Source organism: Bacillus sp. NMCC46, from assembly GCF_002998465.1.
Taxonomy (GTDB): domain Bacteria; phylum Bacillota; class Bacilli; order Bacillales; family Bacillaceae; genus Bacillus.
In genome coordinates, this window is sequence record NZ_PVQZ01000005.1 from 110,637 (window position 1) to 129,507 (window position 18,871).

Here is an 18,871-nt window from a genome sequence, read left to right on the forward strand (position 1 = left end):
GGAGAAATGCAGCGTATGTCTGATCAAGAGCAATGGACCGAATCTGGACTTGAAATTGCAGTTGTAGGATTAGCAGGTACGTTTCCCGGAGCACCGAATGTGCAAGCGTTTTGGGAAAATGTATCGCAAGGGAAAGAATCCGTTACGTTTTTCACTGATGAAGAATTAAAGGCAGCGGGTGTAGATGAGACGCTGCTAAAGCGTTCTGATTATGTGAAGGCAAAGCCATTTTTACAGAATGCATCATCATTTGATGCAGACTTTTTTGGCTACTCTCCGCGAGAGGCATCCATTATGGACCCGCAAATTCGATTGATGCATGAATGCACATGGCATGCGCTAGAGGACGCAGGCTATGAGCCTGAGCAATACGAAGGTTTAATTAGTCTTTATGCCGGGGCATCTAGCAATCTATCGTGGATGGGGCAGCATATGTCGTCACTTGAAAAGAACGAAGATGTATTTCAAATCATGCATCTCAATGACCCGTCCTTTGCTTCTCGGATTGCTTATAAATTAAATCTAAAAGGTCCAAGCGTATCGGTACAAACGGCTTGCTCCACGTCGCTTGTTGCTATTCATATGGCCTGTCAAGGATTAATCGGTGGTGAATGCGACCTTGCGTTAGCAGGAGGTGTCACACTCCATCAGCCGCAAATCACAGGCTATCAATACCAAGAAGGAATGATTTATTCTCCTGATGGCCATTGCCGTCCGTTTGATGAAAAAGCAAAAGGAACCATTTTTGGTGAGGGTGCAGGCGTGGTTGCGCTAAAACGATTGAAAGATGCGATAGAAGACGGAGATTTTATTTATGCCGTCGTAAAAGGATCTGCAACGAACAATGATGGAAGCAATAAAGTCGGCTATACAGCCCCAAGTGTGAGTGGACAGGCAAGTGTCATTGAATCTGCGTTAGAAATGGCTGAGACAGAACCAGAGACGATTTCTTATATCGAAGCACATGGAACGGGTACGCCTGTTGGAGATCCGATTGAGATTGAGGCGCTTACTCGTGCTTTTCAAACAGATCAACAAGGCTATTGCCGGATTGGATCAGTCAAAGCCAATATTGGGCATTTAGATGCCGCAAGCGGCGTGGCTGGTTTTATCAAAACAGTCATGATGCTGCATCATCGTCAATTTGCCCCGATGCCGCACTTTGACAAGCCGAATCACCGTATTCCGTTTGATCAAACGCCATTTTATGTTGGGACAGACAAAGAGGAGTGGAAGTCGTCTCATTTGCCAAGGAGAGCTGGAGTCAGTGCCTTTGGTATAGGGGGAGCAAATGCTCATGTCATCTTAGAAGAGGCGAAGCCAAGAAAAACAAACGGCACGGACTCGTCCAAAGAATTAATTGTGCTTTCAGCTAGATCAACGCATGATATGAAGAACATGACAAAAAACTTGAAGGAATATGTCTCCTCACATCATGAACTCTCACTTGGCCAAGCAGCTTACACTTTACAAAGTGGAAGAAAAGCCTTCAAATATCGAAAAACGTTTGTCTGTTCGTCGCGGGATGAATTATTAGAGCAACTGCAAGTGCTAAATGAAGATACAGCAGGCAGAGAAAGTCTTCTTTATAAACGAATAAGCATGAGGCTGACGGGGTATCATGAGTCAGGTTTACGTGATTACATCAAGCTGTATGAGAAAGATCATTCTTTCAAAACAGAAGTGGATCGATTAATGAGCCTCGTCCAATCTGCGGTACCTATCAAAAAAGACGAGCTGTTCCATTCCAAACAAAGCAGACAATCAGAAGTGGCTATGCTGATCATGACATCGGCTTTTGCCAACGAGCTAAGGTCACTCGGAATTGAACCAGATGGTTGGATTGGAGAAGGCAGCGGAGTCTGGACAGCTTTATATGCAGCAGGCGGGCTCGAGCTAAAAGATGCGGCATCTATTGTGTACCATCTTCATGACACCGAGACGGTTAATCAAAGGCTGGCTTCCCTGCCTCAGAGGACACTCCAACAGCCTGTTTACTTGCAGCAGACCGGGGAGGAACTAACCACTTTCCACCCATCGTCTGCAAAGCGTTTTCTTGATATGGATCAGCCTGTAAAACCGCCTTTGATTGAGCAAGAATCAACAGCCTTGATCATTGATCTTTCAATAAAACAAAGCATTGTGGTTGAAAAGGGAGCAGAAAAATCAACCGAATCACTTGATGGAGACATTCTTCAAATCGCCGGTGTTCTTTGGGAAATGGGGGTCGGCTTATCCTTTCCTTTAACAGAGGAGAAGAACAGGCAGCGCATTCCGCTACCTGGGTATCCATTTCATAAAACCGATTTTTCTGCACAAACAAATACGATGGCAGCCATTGAGCCACAAAAGCCGCAGGATGTAAAGCGTGTTTTTACTTCGCTCGCTTCTTTACAAAAAGATATTCACGACATTGTTCAAACTCATTTTGGGTTTGATCAAATGGATGATGAATCGCCATTTTTTGAATTTGGTGCGACATCACTTGATATATCTCAGCTTGCAGCGAAAATATCTGAGCGAATGGATCAACAAATTGACACTGTTCAATTGTATCGGTTTGCTACAGTGGCAAGCCTTGCTGAATATTTGTTTGAAGAACAGATGGAACGTGATCAAACATCTGCTTCTCTCCCAATAAAGAACACGTCCCAGGAGCATACGGATATTGCGATTGTCGGAATGGCAGGAAGATTCCCAGGGGCTTCGTCGCTAGAAGACTTTTGGCAGCGTCTTGTGAATGGCGAGGAAATGATTCACTTTTTCACAGAAGAAGAACTCAAGAAAGCAGGGCTGGATGCGTCTGTTTATCAGCATCCGAATTTCATTGGAGCAAAAGGCCGTTTACAAGAGATCGAAGGCTTTGATGCAGACTTCTTCAACTATTCTGCTAGAGAGGCAGAGCTCATGGATCCGCAGTTCAGGCTCTTGCATGAATGTGCTTGGGAAGCGCTGGAGGATGCTGGCTGTGACCCTGATCGAATGGCAGGGAAAATTGGTGTTTATACAGGAACGAGTCCAAATCATGAGTGGCTGACGCGATTTGCACATCAAATGGAAGCAACTGAGCAATTCAGCGCAATGCTGTTAAATGATCGTGAATTTTTTAGTACGCAGCTTTCTTATAAATTGAATTTACACGGGCCTAGCGTGACCATGCAGACAGCTTGTTCGACCTCACTTGTCAACATTGGCATGGCCTGTCAAGCATTATTGAATCAAGAATGTGATGCAGCACTGGCTGGCGGTGTGACGGTCAGTTCTCCAGAAAATATCGGCTACATCTATCAAGATGGGATGATTCAATCAAAAGATGGACATTGCCGTCCGTTTGACCAAGAGGCGAGCGGAACCATTTTCGGAGATGGAGCGGGGATTGTTCTGCTAAAACGTTATGAAGATGCGATGAGAGACGGCAACCCGATTCATGCGGTCATCAAAGGGGTTGGTGTGAACAATGATGGCAGCCGAAAAGCTGGTTTTACCGCTCCAAGTGTGGAAGGACAGGCAGAGGTTTTAAAAGAAACGTATGAAAAATCAGGTATCGATCCCGCATCCATTGGTTATGTAGAAGCACATGGTACGGGGACAAAAATGGGAGATCCAATTGAGGTATCTGCCCTTAGTCAAGTGTTCAAAGGGACAGATCCGCTGACGATTCCGATCGGTTCTGTGAAAAGTAATGTCGGCCACTTAAATAGTGCGGCAGGGATTGCAGGTCTGTTTAAAGCCATTTTGGCCCTCCAGCATAAAACGATCCCGCCAACCATTCATTATGAATCACCCAATCAGGAGATCCCTTTCAAAGATACACCGTTTTATGTGAATCAAAAGGCGTTGTATTGGAAGGAAGCAGATGGCCCGAGAAGAGCGGGGGTTAGCTCTTTCGGTATCGGTGGAACGAACGCCCATATGATCATAGAAGAGGGCATACAGGCGAAGCAAAAACCAGCTTCTAACCAAAAGCAGCTGCTCGTCTTATCAGCAAAAACGGATACTGCTTTAGCGAAAATGACAGAGCAATTAAAGCAGTATGTGATCCAGCACCCTCAAGTTCCGCTTGAAGATATTGCTTATACATTGCGGTATGGCAGAAAGCAATTTCCATACCGAAAAGCCATCGTGCTCGCGTCTGCTGATGAATGGATGCAGCAGAAACAGCTTGAAACGAGTGTGTTCCGAAGCAAAAAATGGCGTAAAGCGACCTTTATGTTTTCGGGTCAAGGCGCTCAGTATGCTGGTATGATGCGCGGATTATACGATGCAGAGCCAGTGTTCAAATGGGAAGTAGATAGATGCTTTAAATATGTAATGGAAACGGAGCAAGTTGATTTAAAGGGCATTGTTTTTTCCAAGAATGAAACGAACGAAGACATCACAAAAACGTCAAATGCTCAGCCGCTTCTCTTTATATTTGAGTATGCATTAGCCAAATTGCTTCAGCATAGCGGTGTTGAGCCAGAATCAATGATTGGACACAGTATCGGCGAATACGTTGCCGCTTGCTTGTCAGGGGTCTTTTCTCTGGAGTCTGCATTAACACTCGTGATGGCAAGAGCAAGATTGATGCAAGACATGGAAAAAGGCGCCATGCTTAGTGTGCAATTACCCGAGGCAGAGCTGACTTCGATGATTGATGAATCGCTTTCTGTTGCTGCTGTCAATGCAAAAGACCTTTGTGTCGTTTCTGGAAGAGAAGAGCATATCACTGCATTTGAAAAGAAACTGCAAGACAAAGGAATTGTCACAAGACAGCTCCATACTTCTCATGCCTTTCATTCCTATATGATGGAGCCGATGCTTGAGGCGTTTCAACAATTCGTAGAGAAAGTAGAATTGCATGAGCCGACGATTCCGTTTATATCGAATGTGACAGGCACCTGGGCAACAAGTGAAGAGGTGATGACAGCATCTTATTGGACGAGCCACCTGCGTGGAACCGTTCGTTTTCATGAAGGTCTATCTCAGCTGTTAACCGATGAAGTACGAGCGCTCATTGAAGTTGGACCTGGAAACAGCTTGACGGCATTAGCGAAACGTCATGATAACAAAGAGTCTCATCATGATGTTCTGAATATGGTGAGGCATGCAAGAGAACAAGCGGATGACCATGCATATTTCTTAAAAAGAATAGGAGAGCTATGGGCAGGCGGCTACGAGGTCAAAGCGCAGCAACATCCAACTCAAGAGGAACGTCAGCTCGTATCGCTGCCGACCTATCCATTCGAGCGGAAACGATATTGGATTGAAGCAGGAAAGCCGGTTTCTCCGCAGCTATCCGCTCCTAAGGAAACGAAGAAGAAAGAGATGGAAGAATGGTTCTACCTGCCTTCATGGGAGCAGCAGCCGCTAAAACCTGTTTTCGAAAAAGAAACAGAAGAACAAACGTGGCTCATTTTCAGGGAACAGGATGCTTTTCATGAACTGTTTACCCATTCATTTAAGCAACAAGGTATCAAGGTCATTTCTGTCACAAAGGGTGAAGCTTATCAAGAGCAAGAGCAGTCGTTTACGATCAATCCGGCAGAAGGCCAGCACTACCGTAACATGCTAGATTCATTGTCCAATAGAGGTGTCAATATCCATCGGATTCTGCATTTATGGGAAGCTGCGAAAGAAGATGACAACTCGAATCGTCAAGCCGCTTTTCAGGCGCACATTGAAAAAGGCTATTACAGCTTAATTTTCTTATCTCAAGCGATTGCTGCCCAAAAAAATATTCGAGAATGCCGTCTGTTTACGATCACTAGCGGAATTCAGCCAGTCACAGGCAATGAGACGATATGTGCAGAGAAAAGTGCAATGCTTGGACCGTGTAAAGTGATTTCACAGGAATACCATCATATCAAATGCTGGAATATTGATGTGGAAGATGTGCCAGACGTGATGTCTTGGAAGGAACAAGCGCTTGTCGATCTCATTGTGCAGGAAATCATGCAGCCTGGAAAGGATCAGCTTGTGGCGTATCGTAATCGTCAACGCTGGGTGCAGAGCTACAAACATTTGCCGCTGCAAAAAGAAGATGGACTTCCGAAGATGATCAGGCCAAATGGTGTGTATCTGATCACAGGAGGTTTAGGCGGCATCGGATTTGTTCTATCAAAGATGCTGGCGAAGGAAGGAAACGTACATCTTTATTTAACGGGAAGAACGGCATTGCCGCCGAGAGATGAATGGGCGTCATACGTTCACCAAGTAAATGCCGATGAAGCGCAGCGCACGAGAATTGAGAAGGTGCTTGAGCTCGAACGATTAGGTGCAACAGTAGAAGCGGTGCAGGCGAATGCAGGAGATCTGGATCAGATGAAACGTGTTTTTGAGACCATTCGCAAAAAGCATGGCGGCGTTCATGGTGTATTCCATGCAGCCGGATTACCAGGAAGTACATCCTTCCGTGCAATCAAAGATATCCCTTCTACACTGGCGAAGGGAGAGGATCAATTCCAATCAAAGGTGAAAGGGCTCGATGTACTAGAGCAGCTGCTGGAACAAGAACAAGCAGACTTTTGTCTTCTCTTTTCTTCCATTAGTGCATTGCTTGGGGGCTTAGGATTCTCTGCTTACTCAGCGGCTAACTTATATATGGATGCATTTGCAGCTAGACTTAATCAACATAGTCAAACCCCGTGGATGTGTGTGAACTGGGATGCGTGGAATTTCTGGGGTGAGCTAGAATCCACAATTGGTGAATCGATAAATGAGCTTGCGATATTACCAGAAGAGGGTGCTGAGCTGTTCCAGTATGTTCTGTCTAACCGGCAGAATCGACACATGCTCGTGTCCACAGGAAATCTTGATGAACGGATAAATCAATGGCTGTCACTAGAGCCGAAGGCAGCAGCGAATGAGGGTTCATATGAGGTGTCTAAGCACGAAAGACCAGAGCTGGGCAATCCATATGTGGCTCCTCGAAATGAAACTGAAAAAGCGATCTGTCAAGTTTGGCAGGATTTTATGGGCATGGAACAAGTGGGCATTCACGACAATTTCTTTGATCTAGGCGCAAGCTCGCTGGATATTGTTCAAGTCACCAATCGGTTAAATCAAGCACTTCAAACAAATGAAGCGGTTGTGACCTTGTTTACGTACCCATCTGTTGCTGAGCTTGCGAAATATATCCAGCCTTCTGAGGACTCGCAGGAAGAAGCGATGGAAGAAGAACTAGCCGTCGTCACTTCAGGTGATCGAAGAGCTCGTTTTAAACAGCAACGGAATAAAAGATTGAGAGGCGGAATCGAGAATGAATGATACAACGAATCACTATCATGGCGCAGAAATTGCTGTTATCGGTCTTGCAGGTCGTTTTCCAGGGGCCAAAAATGTAGATGAGTACTGGGAGAATCTGAAAAAGGGAAAAGAAACAATCTCCTTTTTTACAGAGGAAGAATTACGGCGTGAAGGTACAGATGAAGCTTTATTAAAAAACCCCCGTTTTGTTAAAGCAAAAGGGATGCTAGATGATGTTGATTTATTTGATGCAGATTTCTTTGACTATACACCAAAGGAAGCGGCTATGATGGATCCGCAGTTCAGACTGTTTCATGAATGTGTGTGGACGGCGCTTGAAGACGCTGGGTACGATCCGTTTGAATATAAAGGGCAAATTGGTCTTTATACAGGTGCAGGAATCAATACAGAATGGGTCATGAGAGCACTTCAAGGGGCGGCTCAAGGTGAGGATTCGAAAACACTGGAAGCTGCCGTTCTGAATATGCGTGATTATTTAGCGACGATGATTTCATATAAATTAAATTTGAAGGGGCCGAGTATGGTGGTGCAAACCGCCTGCTCGACCTCGATGGTGTCGATTCATTTAGCTGTTCAGGCTTTATTAAGCGGTGACTGTCATATGGCTGTTGCAGGCGGCGTGTCCATTCGCCTGCCGCAAAAATCGGGCTATCTTTATCAAGAAGGCATGATCCATTCATCTGACGGACATTGCCGCGTCTTTGATAACAAGGCCGATGGAACCGTTTTTGGTGATGGTGCAGGAGCCGTTATTTTAAAAAATTTAGAGGATGCCATTGAAGACGGCGATCACATTTATGCTGTTATTAAAGGATCATCTATTAATAATGACGGAAATAGAAAAGTAGGATATACAGCGCCGAGTACGAAAGGTCAAGTATCAGCGATTAAAACAGCACTTCGAATGGCTGAGGTGGAACCTGAAACCATTTCGTACATTGAAGCACATGGAACCGGAACAACCCTCGGAGATCCGATCGAAATTGAAGCGCTCAAGCAAGCGTTTGATACAGATAAAAAAGGCTTTTGCCGCATTGGTTCTGTCAAATCAAATGTTGGACATTTGAATGATGCGTCAGGTGTCGCCGGCTTTATTAAAACCGTTTTAAGCTTAAAGCATCAAGTGATTCCGCCGACGATTCATTTTGAAACGCCGAATGAAAAAATTGAATTTGCCAATTCGCCTTTCGTTGTAAACACAGACTTGACGCCATGGAGCAAGCAGGAATCTCCTCGCCGTGCAGGTGTAAGCTCATTTGGGATTGGTGGAACAAATGCTCATGTCATTTTAGAAGAAGCACCTGCTACACGTGTCGCCGCAGATAGCCCTGAGGATAGTGAACTTCTTTTATTATCTGCCAAAACACCAGCAGCTCTTGAGAAAATGACCGATCGCCTTGCGGACTATTTACTTCAGCATCAGCAGCATGTTCGTCTAAGTGACGTTGCCTATACGCTGCAAACAGGGCGCCATCATTTCCCGCATAAACGTGTCATTCTTGGAAGTAACACGGCTGACATGTTACAGGCGCTGAATCAAAGGTCAAAAGAGGTGGTCAAGACGGCCAGCTCCCAAACATCGAGCCGGCCAGTCGTCTTTCTTTTCCCAGGTCAAGGATCTCAGTATGTAGACATGGGGCGTCAGCTTTATGACAAATATCCAGTCTTTAAGGAAGCACTGGATCAATGCTTGAATCAATTCAAACAGCATATCTCAGTTGATCCATTCAGCATTTTATTCTCAACAGAAGCAAGTGATGATCCTCAGCTGATCAACCAAACAGAATATACGCAGCCGCTTCTGTTTAGTGTGGAATACGCTTTGGCTAAATTGCTGATTCATTTTGGCGTCAAACCGCAGGCACTGATCGGCCACAGTATTGGAGAATACACAGCTGCCGCCGTATCTGGTTTACTATCTGTTGAAGATGCCGTAGATCTTGTGTCTTATCGCGGACAGCTCATTAGCCAGCTTCCAAAAGGCTCTATGCTGAGCGTTCCTTTGAGTGAACAGAACGTGCTGCCATATTTAATAGATGATCTTTCACTTGCAGCAGTAAATGGACCTGAGTTATGTGTAGTGTCAGGGGAGACCGCAGTCATTAATGCACTTGCTGAGAAGCTGGAGGCTGCTGGACATGGGTGCAGGAAGCTTCACACCTCTCATGCCTTCCATTCTAAAATGATGGATGACATCCTGCCATCATTCAAAGAAAAGGTAGCTGAGTATCAATTGAATGCACCGTCTATCCCGTATATTTCTAACGTCACAGGTACGTGGATTGACCATGAAGCAGTGCAAGACCCGGCATATTGGGCTGATCACTTGCGGCAAGCGGTCCGTTTCCGTGATGGAGCGGAGACATTATTAACGGAGCTTGATCCTATTTTCGTTGAAGTCGGGCCGGGGAATACGTTAAGTGCCTTTATTCGCCAGGCCTCAAAGGAACACCATCAGCAGCCGATTCCATTGATGCGTCACCCGAAAGAAGAGGCAGCAGACGACCGCTACCTGCTGGGCAGGCTTGGTGACATCTGGCTTCAAGGGGTGCCGGTTGACTGGACAAAATTGCGAAATCAGACATCAAATCAAAAAGTATCCTTGCCGACCTATCCATTTGAACGACAACGATATTGGATTGAAAAGATAGATACATCCGCATTATCTTCATCCTCAGGTGTGCAAATGGTGGTGCCGAAGGAAAACAAGGGGCAGGAAATAGAAGAAAGCAATCAAGGACAAGCCATTGCAACAAGCGACATTGAAGCAACACTAAAGCGGATGTGGAAAGACATTTTAGGAATTGAAAAGGTGGAAAGAGACGACCACTTCTTTGAGCTTGGCGGACATTCGTTAAATGCGACCGGTCTGATTTCTCAAATTCACAAAGAGTTTGGTGTAGAACTTACGCTCACAGACATGTTCAACAATCCGACGATTGAAAAGCTCCAAGCATTCATAGAAAAGGCAGAGAAGCATCAATATTTCAAGATTGAACCAGTGGAAAAGAAAGACACGTATCCATTATCTGCTGCTCAAAGACGGACATTCCTCATTCATCAGCGTATTGGTCAAGTGACCTCATACAATATGCCGATGGCACTAAGATGTAAAGGTGAAATTGACGTCGAGCGCTTTGAGCAGACCTTCAAGCAATTAATTGATCGTCATGAAACATTGCGAACGACCTTTGAATTAAAAGATGGAGAACCGGTTCAGCGGGTCCATGATGATTTCCACTTTGCTGTTGAAATGACAGAGGCTGATGAAGAAGGATTAGAAGCACAAATCGATGAATTCATTCGTCCATTTGACTTAAAGGCTGCACCATTGATCCGTGTGCGTTTTGTGAAAATCGCAGCACATGATCATCTCTTATTAGTCGATATGCATAATATTGTGGCGGATGGAGCGAGCATGAACATCTTTATTAAAGAATTTACTGAGCTCTATCGAGGGGAAACCTTGCCGGAACTGACCGTTCAATATAAAGATTATGCAGAATGGCAAGACAAATATTTCCGCAGCGAGATGTTTCAAAAGCAGCAGGATTATTGGAAGCAGCAAATTGGCTCAAATGTGCCAACTTTGACAATGCCTTATGATTTTGAACGGAAGGAACAATCCTTCTTAGGAAGAGCGATTAAATTTAATATTGAACCGCACATCGTTGAGAAAATTGAACAGCTCGCTGAACGGTATCAACTGACAAATAACGTCATCTTGTTCCAGCTCTATGGGCTGCTGCTCTCACGTTATGCGGATCAGGAGGAATTGATTGTCGGTTCACTTGTGGCTGGACGGCGTCATGCAGATATCGAGCATACAATTGGCATGTTTACGAACTTCCTGCCAATTAAACTAGACATGGTACAAGAAGCAACCTTTACAGAGCAATTGGCTCAGACAAAGCAAGTGCTGCTTGATGCGTATGACCATCAAGAGTACCCATTTGACCAAATGGTTGAGCATCTGAATCCAAAAACAAGACCGCATCGCAATCCATTCTTTGATACGATGCTCATTTATCATAATGAGTACGATCCGAATATTAAAATTGAAGCCGATGGACTGACATTTGAAACACATGAGTTTGCAAAGGGAATTTCCAAACTCGATATGAAAATGGATGTTGTCAGAGAGGTAACGGGCGAGTTAAAGTGCGTGCTTCAATACAATCTGGCTCTGTTTAAACATGAGACGATGCAAGCTTTCGTCAACCACTTCCAGCACTTGGTCGAACAGGCTGTTCAAACACCTGATCAACTGCTCAAGGATTTCGCTGTTCTTTCACAGGAAGAAGAACAAGCAGCAAAAGAGAAAAGGGAGCGCGCAGAGGAAAAAGCACCGCTCGTACTGACAGTCAGCTCGACATTTACAGCAGATCCAGTCGCACCTTATATTCAGTACTGGACCAAGCAGTTTGATGTGCAGCTTGATGTTCAATTTGCACCGTATGGGCAGGTATATCAGGAATTACTAAATGAGAGCAGCCTTATTTCACAGAAGAAAAACGGTGCGAATCTTCTGCTCATTCGTTTAGAGGATATCACTGGTCCAGCTCATCTTTCACTGGAAGAAAAGAAAAAACTGGCTTCAGAGCATGCTGAAGAACTTGCTAACGTTCTGAAATCAAAAACGAAACATAACCTATATTTTGTTGGGATTCTGCCGATAAGTGCTGCTCTTAAAGACACCCTGCAAGACGTGGAACAAGAGTGGATTGCTCAGTTATCTGAGATAGGCGGTGTTCAGTTGATCGATTGTCGTCAGCTTGCTCAGCAATATCAGATGGATGACATCTTTGATGAAAAAGGAGAGCAAGCCGCACACCTCCCATTCACTGAAGTCTTTTGTGGAGCCATCGGTACAAAAGTCGCGCGAGAGATCATTGCATGGCAAGGTGCACCATTTAAGGTAGCGGCCATTGACTGTGATCATACGCTTTGGAGAGGTGTTGTTTCAGAAGACGGTGTGGAAGGCATCGACATTACGCCAGAACATCAAATGCTTCAGCGCTTTTTAAAACAAAAGCAGCAAGAAGGGCTCCTGCTTGTCTTGAGCAGCAGGAACAATGAAGAAGATGTGTGGCGCGTGTTTGAAAACCACCCAGATATGATCTTGCAAAAAGACGATATCGTCGACTGGCGGATCAATTGGGAAAGTAAACCGGCACATCTAAAAGAGATGGCAGATTCTCTGAACCTTTCATTATCTCAGTTTATTTTCTTAGACGATGATCCAGCTCAGTGCTTGCGTATGAATGAAGAGCTGCCTGAAGTGATGACGCTGCTGTTACCTGCCAATGAAAAAGCGCTTCCGTTATTCGCCCAGCATGCTTGGGCATTCGACCGCTATGATGTCACAGATGAAGATAGAGGGCGAACAACGAGCTACAAGGCTGAAAAGGCTCGTCAAAAAGAGAAAGCAGAATCGCCGTCAATGGAGCAATTTTTACAAGATTTGAATTTGAACATGAGTGTAACAGAGTGGGGAGAAGAGCACCTTGCCCGCGTGGCGCAAATGAGCAGCCGTATTAACCAATTCCGCTTAAATGATCAGCGCTTTGATGAACAGCAGCTGAGAGAGCGGATGGAAAATGAGCATGTCCAGGGCTGGGTCATTGAGGCAGCGGATCGTTTCAGTCATGAAGGGATTGTAGGGGCTATATTGGCTCATCATGCAGGCGACACCTTGAAAATTGATGCATGGATGCTAAGCTGCCGTGCTCTAGGGAAAGGGATTGAGCAAAAATGTCTGACATGGCTCGCTGAATACAGCCGTCTGCATCAGTTTTCTTCCATTGAATTCTCGTTTGCATCGACTGGACGTAATGAGCTGTTCAAGTCATTTATGAAAGAGCACCAGATGCAGGAGGTTGATGAGCAGCAAACATATCGTATACAAGTGGAAGAAATTGATTCACTAAGCAATCACATTCAGATCGTCGACCAATTGTCATCTCGTGAGCACTCGACTGAAGAAATAGAGGATCAAAGGGTGGAGGCAGCAAGTCATTCAGCTTCTAAAGGTTATACATGGGAAACGGTTCAACCAGATCAAACGCTGCACAGCGGTTATGTAAAAGCCCTTAAGGTACATGATCAAGAAGGTCTTCGTGCATTATTAAAGACGGAACTTGTACAGGATCATGGACTTTATGCACAGCCAACCAATGAACGCGAGGCATTGCTTTTTGATATTTGGTGTGACATTCTTCATGTGGAAAAAGTAGGAATTGACAAAGACTTTTTCGATTTAGGAGGAAATTCTTTACTTGCTGTCAAAATGGAAGTAGAGATTGAAAAGAAGGGTTGGTATGTTGATGATTTGAATTTTGCTGAAAAACACACCATTCGAGAATTAGCAAAATATATGAAGAGGGAGAATCAGCATGCATAAAGATGTAAAAGCCATATATGATGAATCAAAAATTTTAGATGAGGCCACTCATTTATACGGGGTCCAGCGAAGTGACATCCACTTTATCGCAGATGCAGAAAACTATGTGTATGAACTTAAAAAAGACGGAGAGTCTTTCATTTTAAAAATTACCCATACCATCCGCAGATCACCTGATTATATTTTAGGTGAAATGGAATGGCTCCATCACTTAGCGAAGGGCGGACTTTCGGTTGCGAAACCAATTGCTTCATTAAATGGCCGTGATATCGAGCAAGTAGACGATGGGCAAGGCGGTTCATTTTTGCTTCGAGTCTATGAAAAAGCATCAGGCCATAAAGTGGAAGAGGCAGACTGGAACGATGAATTATTTTATGCCCTTGGACAGTACACAGGGCGCATGCATAAACTGACAAAAAGCTATCAGCTGTCAGACCCACGTTATAAAAGACAAGAGTGGGATGAAGAGGAGCAGCTGAAACTGCGTAAGTATGTCCCGGCCGATCAGACCATTGTGTTTGAACAAGCGGATCGGTTGATGGAAAAGCTGGCAAAGCTTCCGAAAAATCAGGATACGTACGGATTGGTTCATGCGGATCTTCATCACGGAAACTTCCACTGGGATCAAGGGAAAATTACGACCTTTGATTTCGATGATATTGGGTACAACTGGTTTATGAATGACATTAGCATTTTGCTATACAATGTGTTGTGGTACCCAGTGATTCCATACGAAGACAAAGCTGCTTTTGCAGGAAACTTTATGAAGCAATTCCTTAAAGGCTATCGTGAAGAGAATGAGCTTGGGGATGAGTGGCTTGCCTACATTCCTGACTTCCTTCGCTTACGTCACATGCTGATCTATGGCTTGCTGCATCAAGCATTTGATTTGGCTACCATCGGAGAAGAAGAGAAGGCCATGCTCGCTGGCTTCCGCTCCGACATTGAGCAAGCAGCACCGATTACGACGTTTGACTTTACAAAGCTAAGTCAATCTTAAAATGAAAATCCCCGCCTGTGTGATGAGGCGGGGGTTATTTTTTATGGGCGATAGGTGGACGGTGATTCAATGATGTGAAACAGGTTCTTTCCTTGCTTTGTATTATCGATCCAGCCTTGAAATGCTGCTTTACCAGGTCCATATGCATAGACAGGGACATCCTCACCTGTATGGGCAAAGGTTGTCCAGCCTGAGAAAGAACGCTGATCAAAGATATGTTGAATGCTGAGTTGGATCGTACTGGCCTTCCCTGAATGTGCCGCTTTCTCCACCTGTGAGATTTCCTTTTTTGTGAGCGCGAAATCAATATTGGTGTGAAGGACATCACGTACAGATTGACCCTCTGCGATTTTCTTTGCCATATACACAGGCGTTTTCTTAGCAGCTAGAATGGGTGCTGGGTCCCATTTATAGCCGGTCTCACTTGTCATGCCATCTGCGCCAAAGGAAAATCCTCCAGTCGCATGATCTGCTGTGATGACGACGAGGGTTTCTTGATCCTTTTTAGCGAATTGAAGAGCCGCATGAACTGCTTTCTCAAAATCCTCCATCTCACTCATGGCGCCGACCACATCATTTTCATGTCCAGCAGAATCAATAGTACTGCCTTCAAGCAGCATAAAAAATCCATGCAGGTTGTCTTGATTTAATTGGGTTAATGCTGCCTGCGTCATGTCTTTTAAAGTAGGCACATGCTTTGGACGATCAATGGCTCGATCCAGCTCGTCCTCCTGGAATAAGCCGAGCATTTTCGAAGATGATTGAGAGGTTAAATCATCTTTTGATCGTAGAATGGAATACCCGCTCTTCTTAAATTCTTGCACAAGATTACGGTCTTTTCGATCAAAATATTGCATTCCGCCACCTAGAAGGATATCAACTTTGTGCTCTCCCCCTATTTTCTCATCAAAAAAGTGGTCTGCAATTTGTTCTTTGTTTTTTCGGGAGACGTTATGTGTGCCAAAAGCGGCAGGTGTTGCATCGGTGATGTCAGATGAGACAACAAAGGCTGTTTTCATTTGTGCTTCCTTTGCTGCTTCAACGACACTTCTAAGAGGTTCTTTTTCTTGGTTGACGGCGATGGCATCATTGTATGTCTTTTTCCCAGTCGCCATGGCCGTGGCTGCGGCTGCTGAGTCGGTAATATTATCTCGAGGATCATCTGGATGTGTGGTCTGCATCCCGACTAAATACGGGTCCCAGACGGTTTGTGCTTTTGTAGAACCAAGCTTTTTCTGCTTGAATGTGCGGTAGGCTTTGATCACGGGCATCCCCATTCCATCGCCAACGATAAAAATAATATTTTTTGGTGTTTTCGTTTGTTTCTTGTCTGCTGCTTTTGTTGATACGGGAGTGACATCATGTGAGGTCAATAGAACAGCTAAGACGAGTACCGCTAGAATCCCACACATAAGAAAAATACGATTTTTACGATCCATAGAGCCCATGAAAAATCCCCTTTTATCATTTATTTCATAATTTGTATTTTATTTGAATGAAGGCAATGGTTCAACCCTTTTCCCATAAAAAAAGGCGAAGAGACTTTTGTCCCATCACCTTTTATACCGTATCACACTTCACGCCAACGACGCCTTCTAGATCTTTAATATCAAAGTACACATCGGTTGTATAGCGATCTTTATGCACGCGTACGCGTACTTCCATAATCGGATAGTTCTTTTCTGTTAAATCATCAATTCGAACAGAATGAATGCGAATATTGAGGGCTTTCATTTCTTTTAAAATATCCGTCATGCGGTTTCGATCAGAAAGAGACATTCTGATGCGGATTTCTTTTTCCTGTAAGCGAATCGGCCCGATCCGCTGGAAGAGCCATGGTAGAAATTCGACACTAATCAGAATAAAGAAAAGACTGAGAAAGGCTTCTTTATAAAATCCTGCACCTGTTGCAACCCCAAGTCCTGCTGCTCCCCAGATCATCGCAGAAGTTGTAAGACCTGAGATGACATCATTGCTTTTTCGCAGAATCACACCTGCTCCAATAAAACCAACACCAGATATAATTTGCGCCGGTAACCTGAGTGGGTCCATTTGAAGCTTAGAGACTCGAGGGAAATTGTAGGCTGCATCAATGCTGATGATGGTTAACACGCAGGAGCTGACAGCAATGACAATACACGTTTTTAAGCCGAGGGGCTTTTTCTTCAGCTCTCGTTCAAGCCCAATAATCAAACCGATTAAGGTGGCCACGGCTAATTTTAAGACTGTATCCCATTCAATTGTCCAAAACATGCGTATCGCTCCTTCACTTCATGTACGTTTCACATCATGTATATGATCTTCTCACAGCCCATATGGCTGCACAACTCTTATTTTATTCAGAATCGGAAGAAAGAAAAGCTTTTTATTTTTAAAAAGAGAGTCATCCGCATAAGGCAGATGACCCTTCATGTTCTTTATTTTGTTTCTTCTTCAAGATGATTTTCCATTTTAGTAAACAGCTGTTTTGATGCTTTTGTCGGCTTACTGGTCATTAAGCTCACAATAATGGCAGCTAAACCACTTAACGTAAAGCCAGGAATCATTTCATAAATACCGGTTGCATGGTTAAGGCCTGTCGTGATCCATGTGAGAACCACTACCGCACCAACAATCATCCCAACTAGGGCACCATGATGATTCATTCGTTTCCAGTATAGGCAAAGTAAGATGACTGGACCGAATGAAGAACCAAATCCAGCCCACGCATAACCGACAAGATCAAGAATGGTATCACTTGGATTAAGTGAGAGGCAAAGGGCTATCATAGCGACAACTAGTACAGACATACGGCCAATCATCACGAGCTCTTTGTCTGATGCTTTTTTTCTAAAGAACGTTCTGTATAAATCCTCTGTCATCGCACTTGCTGTGACAAGCAGCTGAGACGAAATTGAACTCATAATCGCCGCTAAAATGGCAGAAAGTAAAAATCCAGTGATATATGGATGGAACAGCACTTTAGAAAAGACGATAAAGATGGTTTCTGGGTCAGCAAGGTTCATACCCGTTTCATGAACATAGGCAACACCAACTAAACCGACAGACAGTGAACCAATTACTGAAATAATCATCCAGCTCATTCCGATGCGGCGTGCTGGTTTTAAGTCTTTGACGGACGTAATGGCCATAAAGCGCACGATAATATGCGGCTGTCCAAAGTAACCTAGTCCCCAAGCGAGGAAGGATATAATGCCAATGACGCTCGTTCCTCTAAAAATATCAAGCAATTTAGGGTCAATCTGTTGAATATCTTGGAATGTGGCAACAGGTCCGCCTAATTGTGTAAAGGCAACGATCGGCACGAGCACTAATGCTAAAAACATGATAGCTCCTTGGACAAAGTCCGTTAAGCTCACTGCCAGGAATCCACCAAACAATGTATACAAAATAACAATACTTGACGTCAAAATCAGTCCAAACATGTAGTGTGCACCGAATGCTGACTCAAATAAACGTCCGCCTGATACCATCCCAGACGATGTATACAGTGTAAAGAAAATTAAAATGATGACGGCTGATACAGCTTTTAATAAAGAAGATGATCCTTTGAATCGTTTATCAAAGAAATCAGGAATCGTAATGGCATCATCAGCAATCTCTGTATAAGAACGTAAACGAGGTGCAAGAATGAGATAGTTCAAGTAAGCACCGACGATGAGACCAATCGCAAGCCAGGTTGTCGATAAACCTGTTTTATACATTTCACCTGGTACACCCATCAGCATCCAGCCGCTCATATCCGCAGCACCTGCTGAAAGAGCTGTAACAAATGGACCAAGTCCGCGTCCACCAAGCATATAATCATTTAAATCATGTGTTTTCCTGAATGCATACCAACCGATGGCAAGCATCCCGATAAAATAAATAGATAAGGAAATTGTAACTTCAATACTCATTTTGTGTTCTCACCTTTTTCGTATTAATTTGACATCACCTCAATCAAAATATACAGAAGTGTCAGGGCTGGTTTTTTGATTGAATGCCCTGCTCACTGCTATGGTTACTTAACCTAACAGAGTATTCCCAAGTGATCAACCTTCTTAAACCTCCACATTTTGAAGAAAAAATAGACAGATCGGTGATGCGAATCAGTTTGTATGCGCTTACAAAGGTAAGTAAAAGTAAAAATTTTCTGAAAATAAAAGGTGATCTGTATGAATATTTTCTTTATCAGTTGGATGACAATGATGCTTCGAGAGAAAAGGCCTCTTGCTGCG

General features: G+C 44.1%; 6 protein-coding genes. 3 read left to right on the forward strand and 3 right to left on the reverse strand.

Going from position 1 to position 18,871, the window contains the following annotated elements; all coding sequences use genetic code 11:
- Positions 1 to 15: 15 nt before the first annotated feature.
- Genes C6Y01_RS14570 through C6Y01_RS14580 form a run of 3 tightly spaced genes read left to right on the forward strand, consistent with a single transcriptional unit; the run spans position 16 to position 14,651 of the window.
- Positions 16 to 7,248, forward strand: coding sequence for a type I polyketide synthase (locus C6Y01_RS14570; RefSeq protein ID WP_223249934.1), 7,233 nt, complete (start codon positions 16 to 18; stop codon positions 7,246 to 7,248).
- Positions 7,241 to 13,651, forward strand: coding sequence for a type I polyketide synthase (locus tag C6Y01_RS14575; RefSeq protein WP_106038397.1), 6,411 nt, complete (start codon positions 7,241 to 7,243; stop codon positions 13,649 to 13,651). The genes C6Y01_RS14570 and C6Y01_RS14575 overlap by 8 nt, the downstream gene beginning before the upstream one ends.
- Entirely contained in the window at positions 13,644 to 14,651 is a 1,008-nt protein-coding gene (locus tag C6Y01_RS14580; RefSeq protein WP_106038398.1) for a phosphotransferase enzyme family protein, read from the forward strand. Before C6Y01_RS14575 ends, C6Y01_RS14580 begins: the two co-directional genes overlap by 8 nt.
- Positions 14,652 to 14,692: 41 nt before the next feature.
- Here C6Y01_RS14580 and C6Y01_RS14585 read toward each other — a convergent pair whose 3' ends face one another.
- The 3 genes from C6Y01_RS14585 to putP all read right to left on the reverse strand — a co-directional run bounded on the left by C6Y01_RS14585 (position 14,693) and on the right by putP (position 18,550).
- Positions 14,693 to 16,099 (reverse strand): alkaline phosphatase, encoded by a 1,407-nt coding sequence (locus C6Y01_RS14585; protein ID WP_106038399.1) that lies wholly within the window; start codon positions 16,097 to 16,099, stop codon positions 14,693 to 14,695.
- 112 nt (positions 16,100 to 16,211) lie between these two features.
- Positions 16,212 to 16,904, reverse strand: coding sequence for an MgtC/SapB family protein (locus C6Y01_RS14590; RefSeq protein WP_034664661.1), 693 nt, complete (start codon positions 16,902 to 16,904; stop codon positions 16,212 to 16,214).
- 164 nt (positions 16,905 to 17,068) lie between these two features.
- Positions 17,069 to 18,550 (reverse strand): sodium/proline symporter PutP, encoded by a 1,482-nt coding sequence (gene putP, locus C6Y01_RS14595; protein ID WP_106038400.1) that lies wholly within the window; start codon positions 18,548 to 18,550, stop codon positions 17,069 to 17,071.
- Between the last annotated feature and the right edge of the window lie 321 nt (positions 18,551 to 18,871).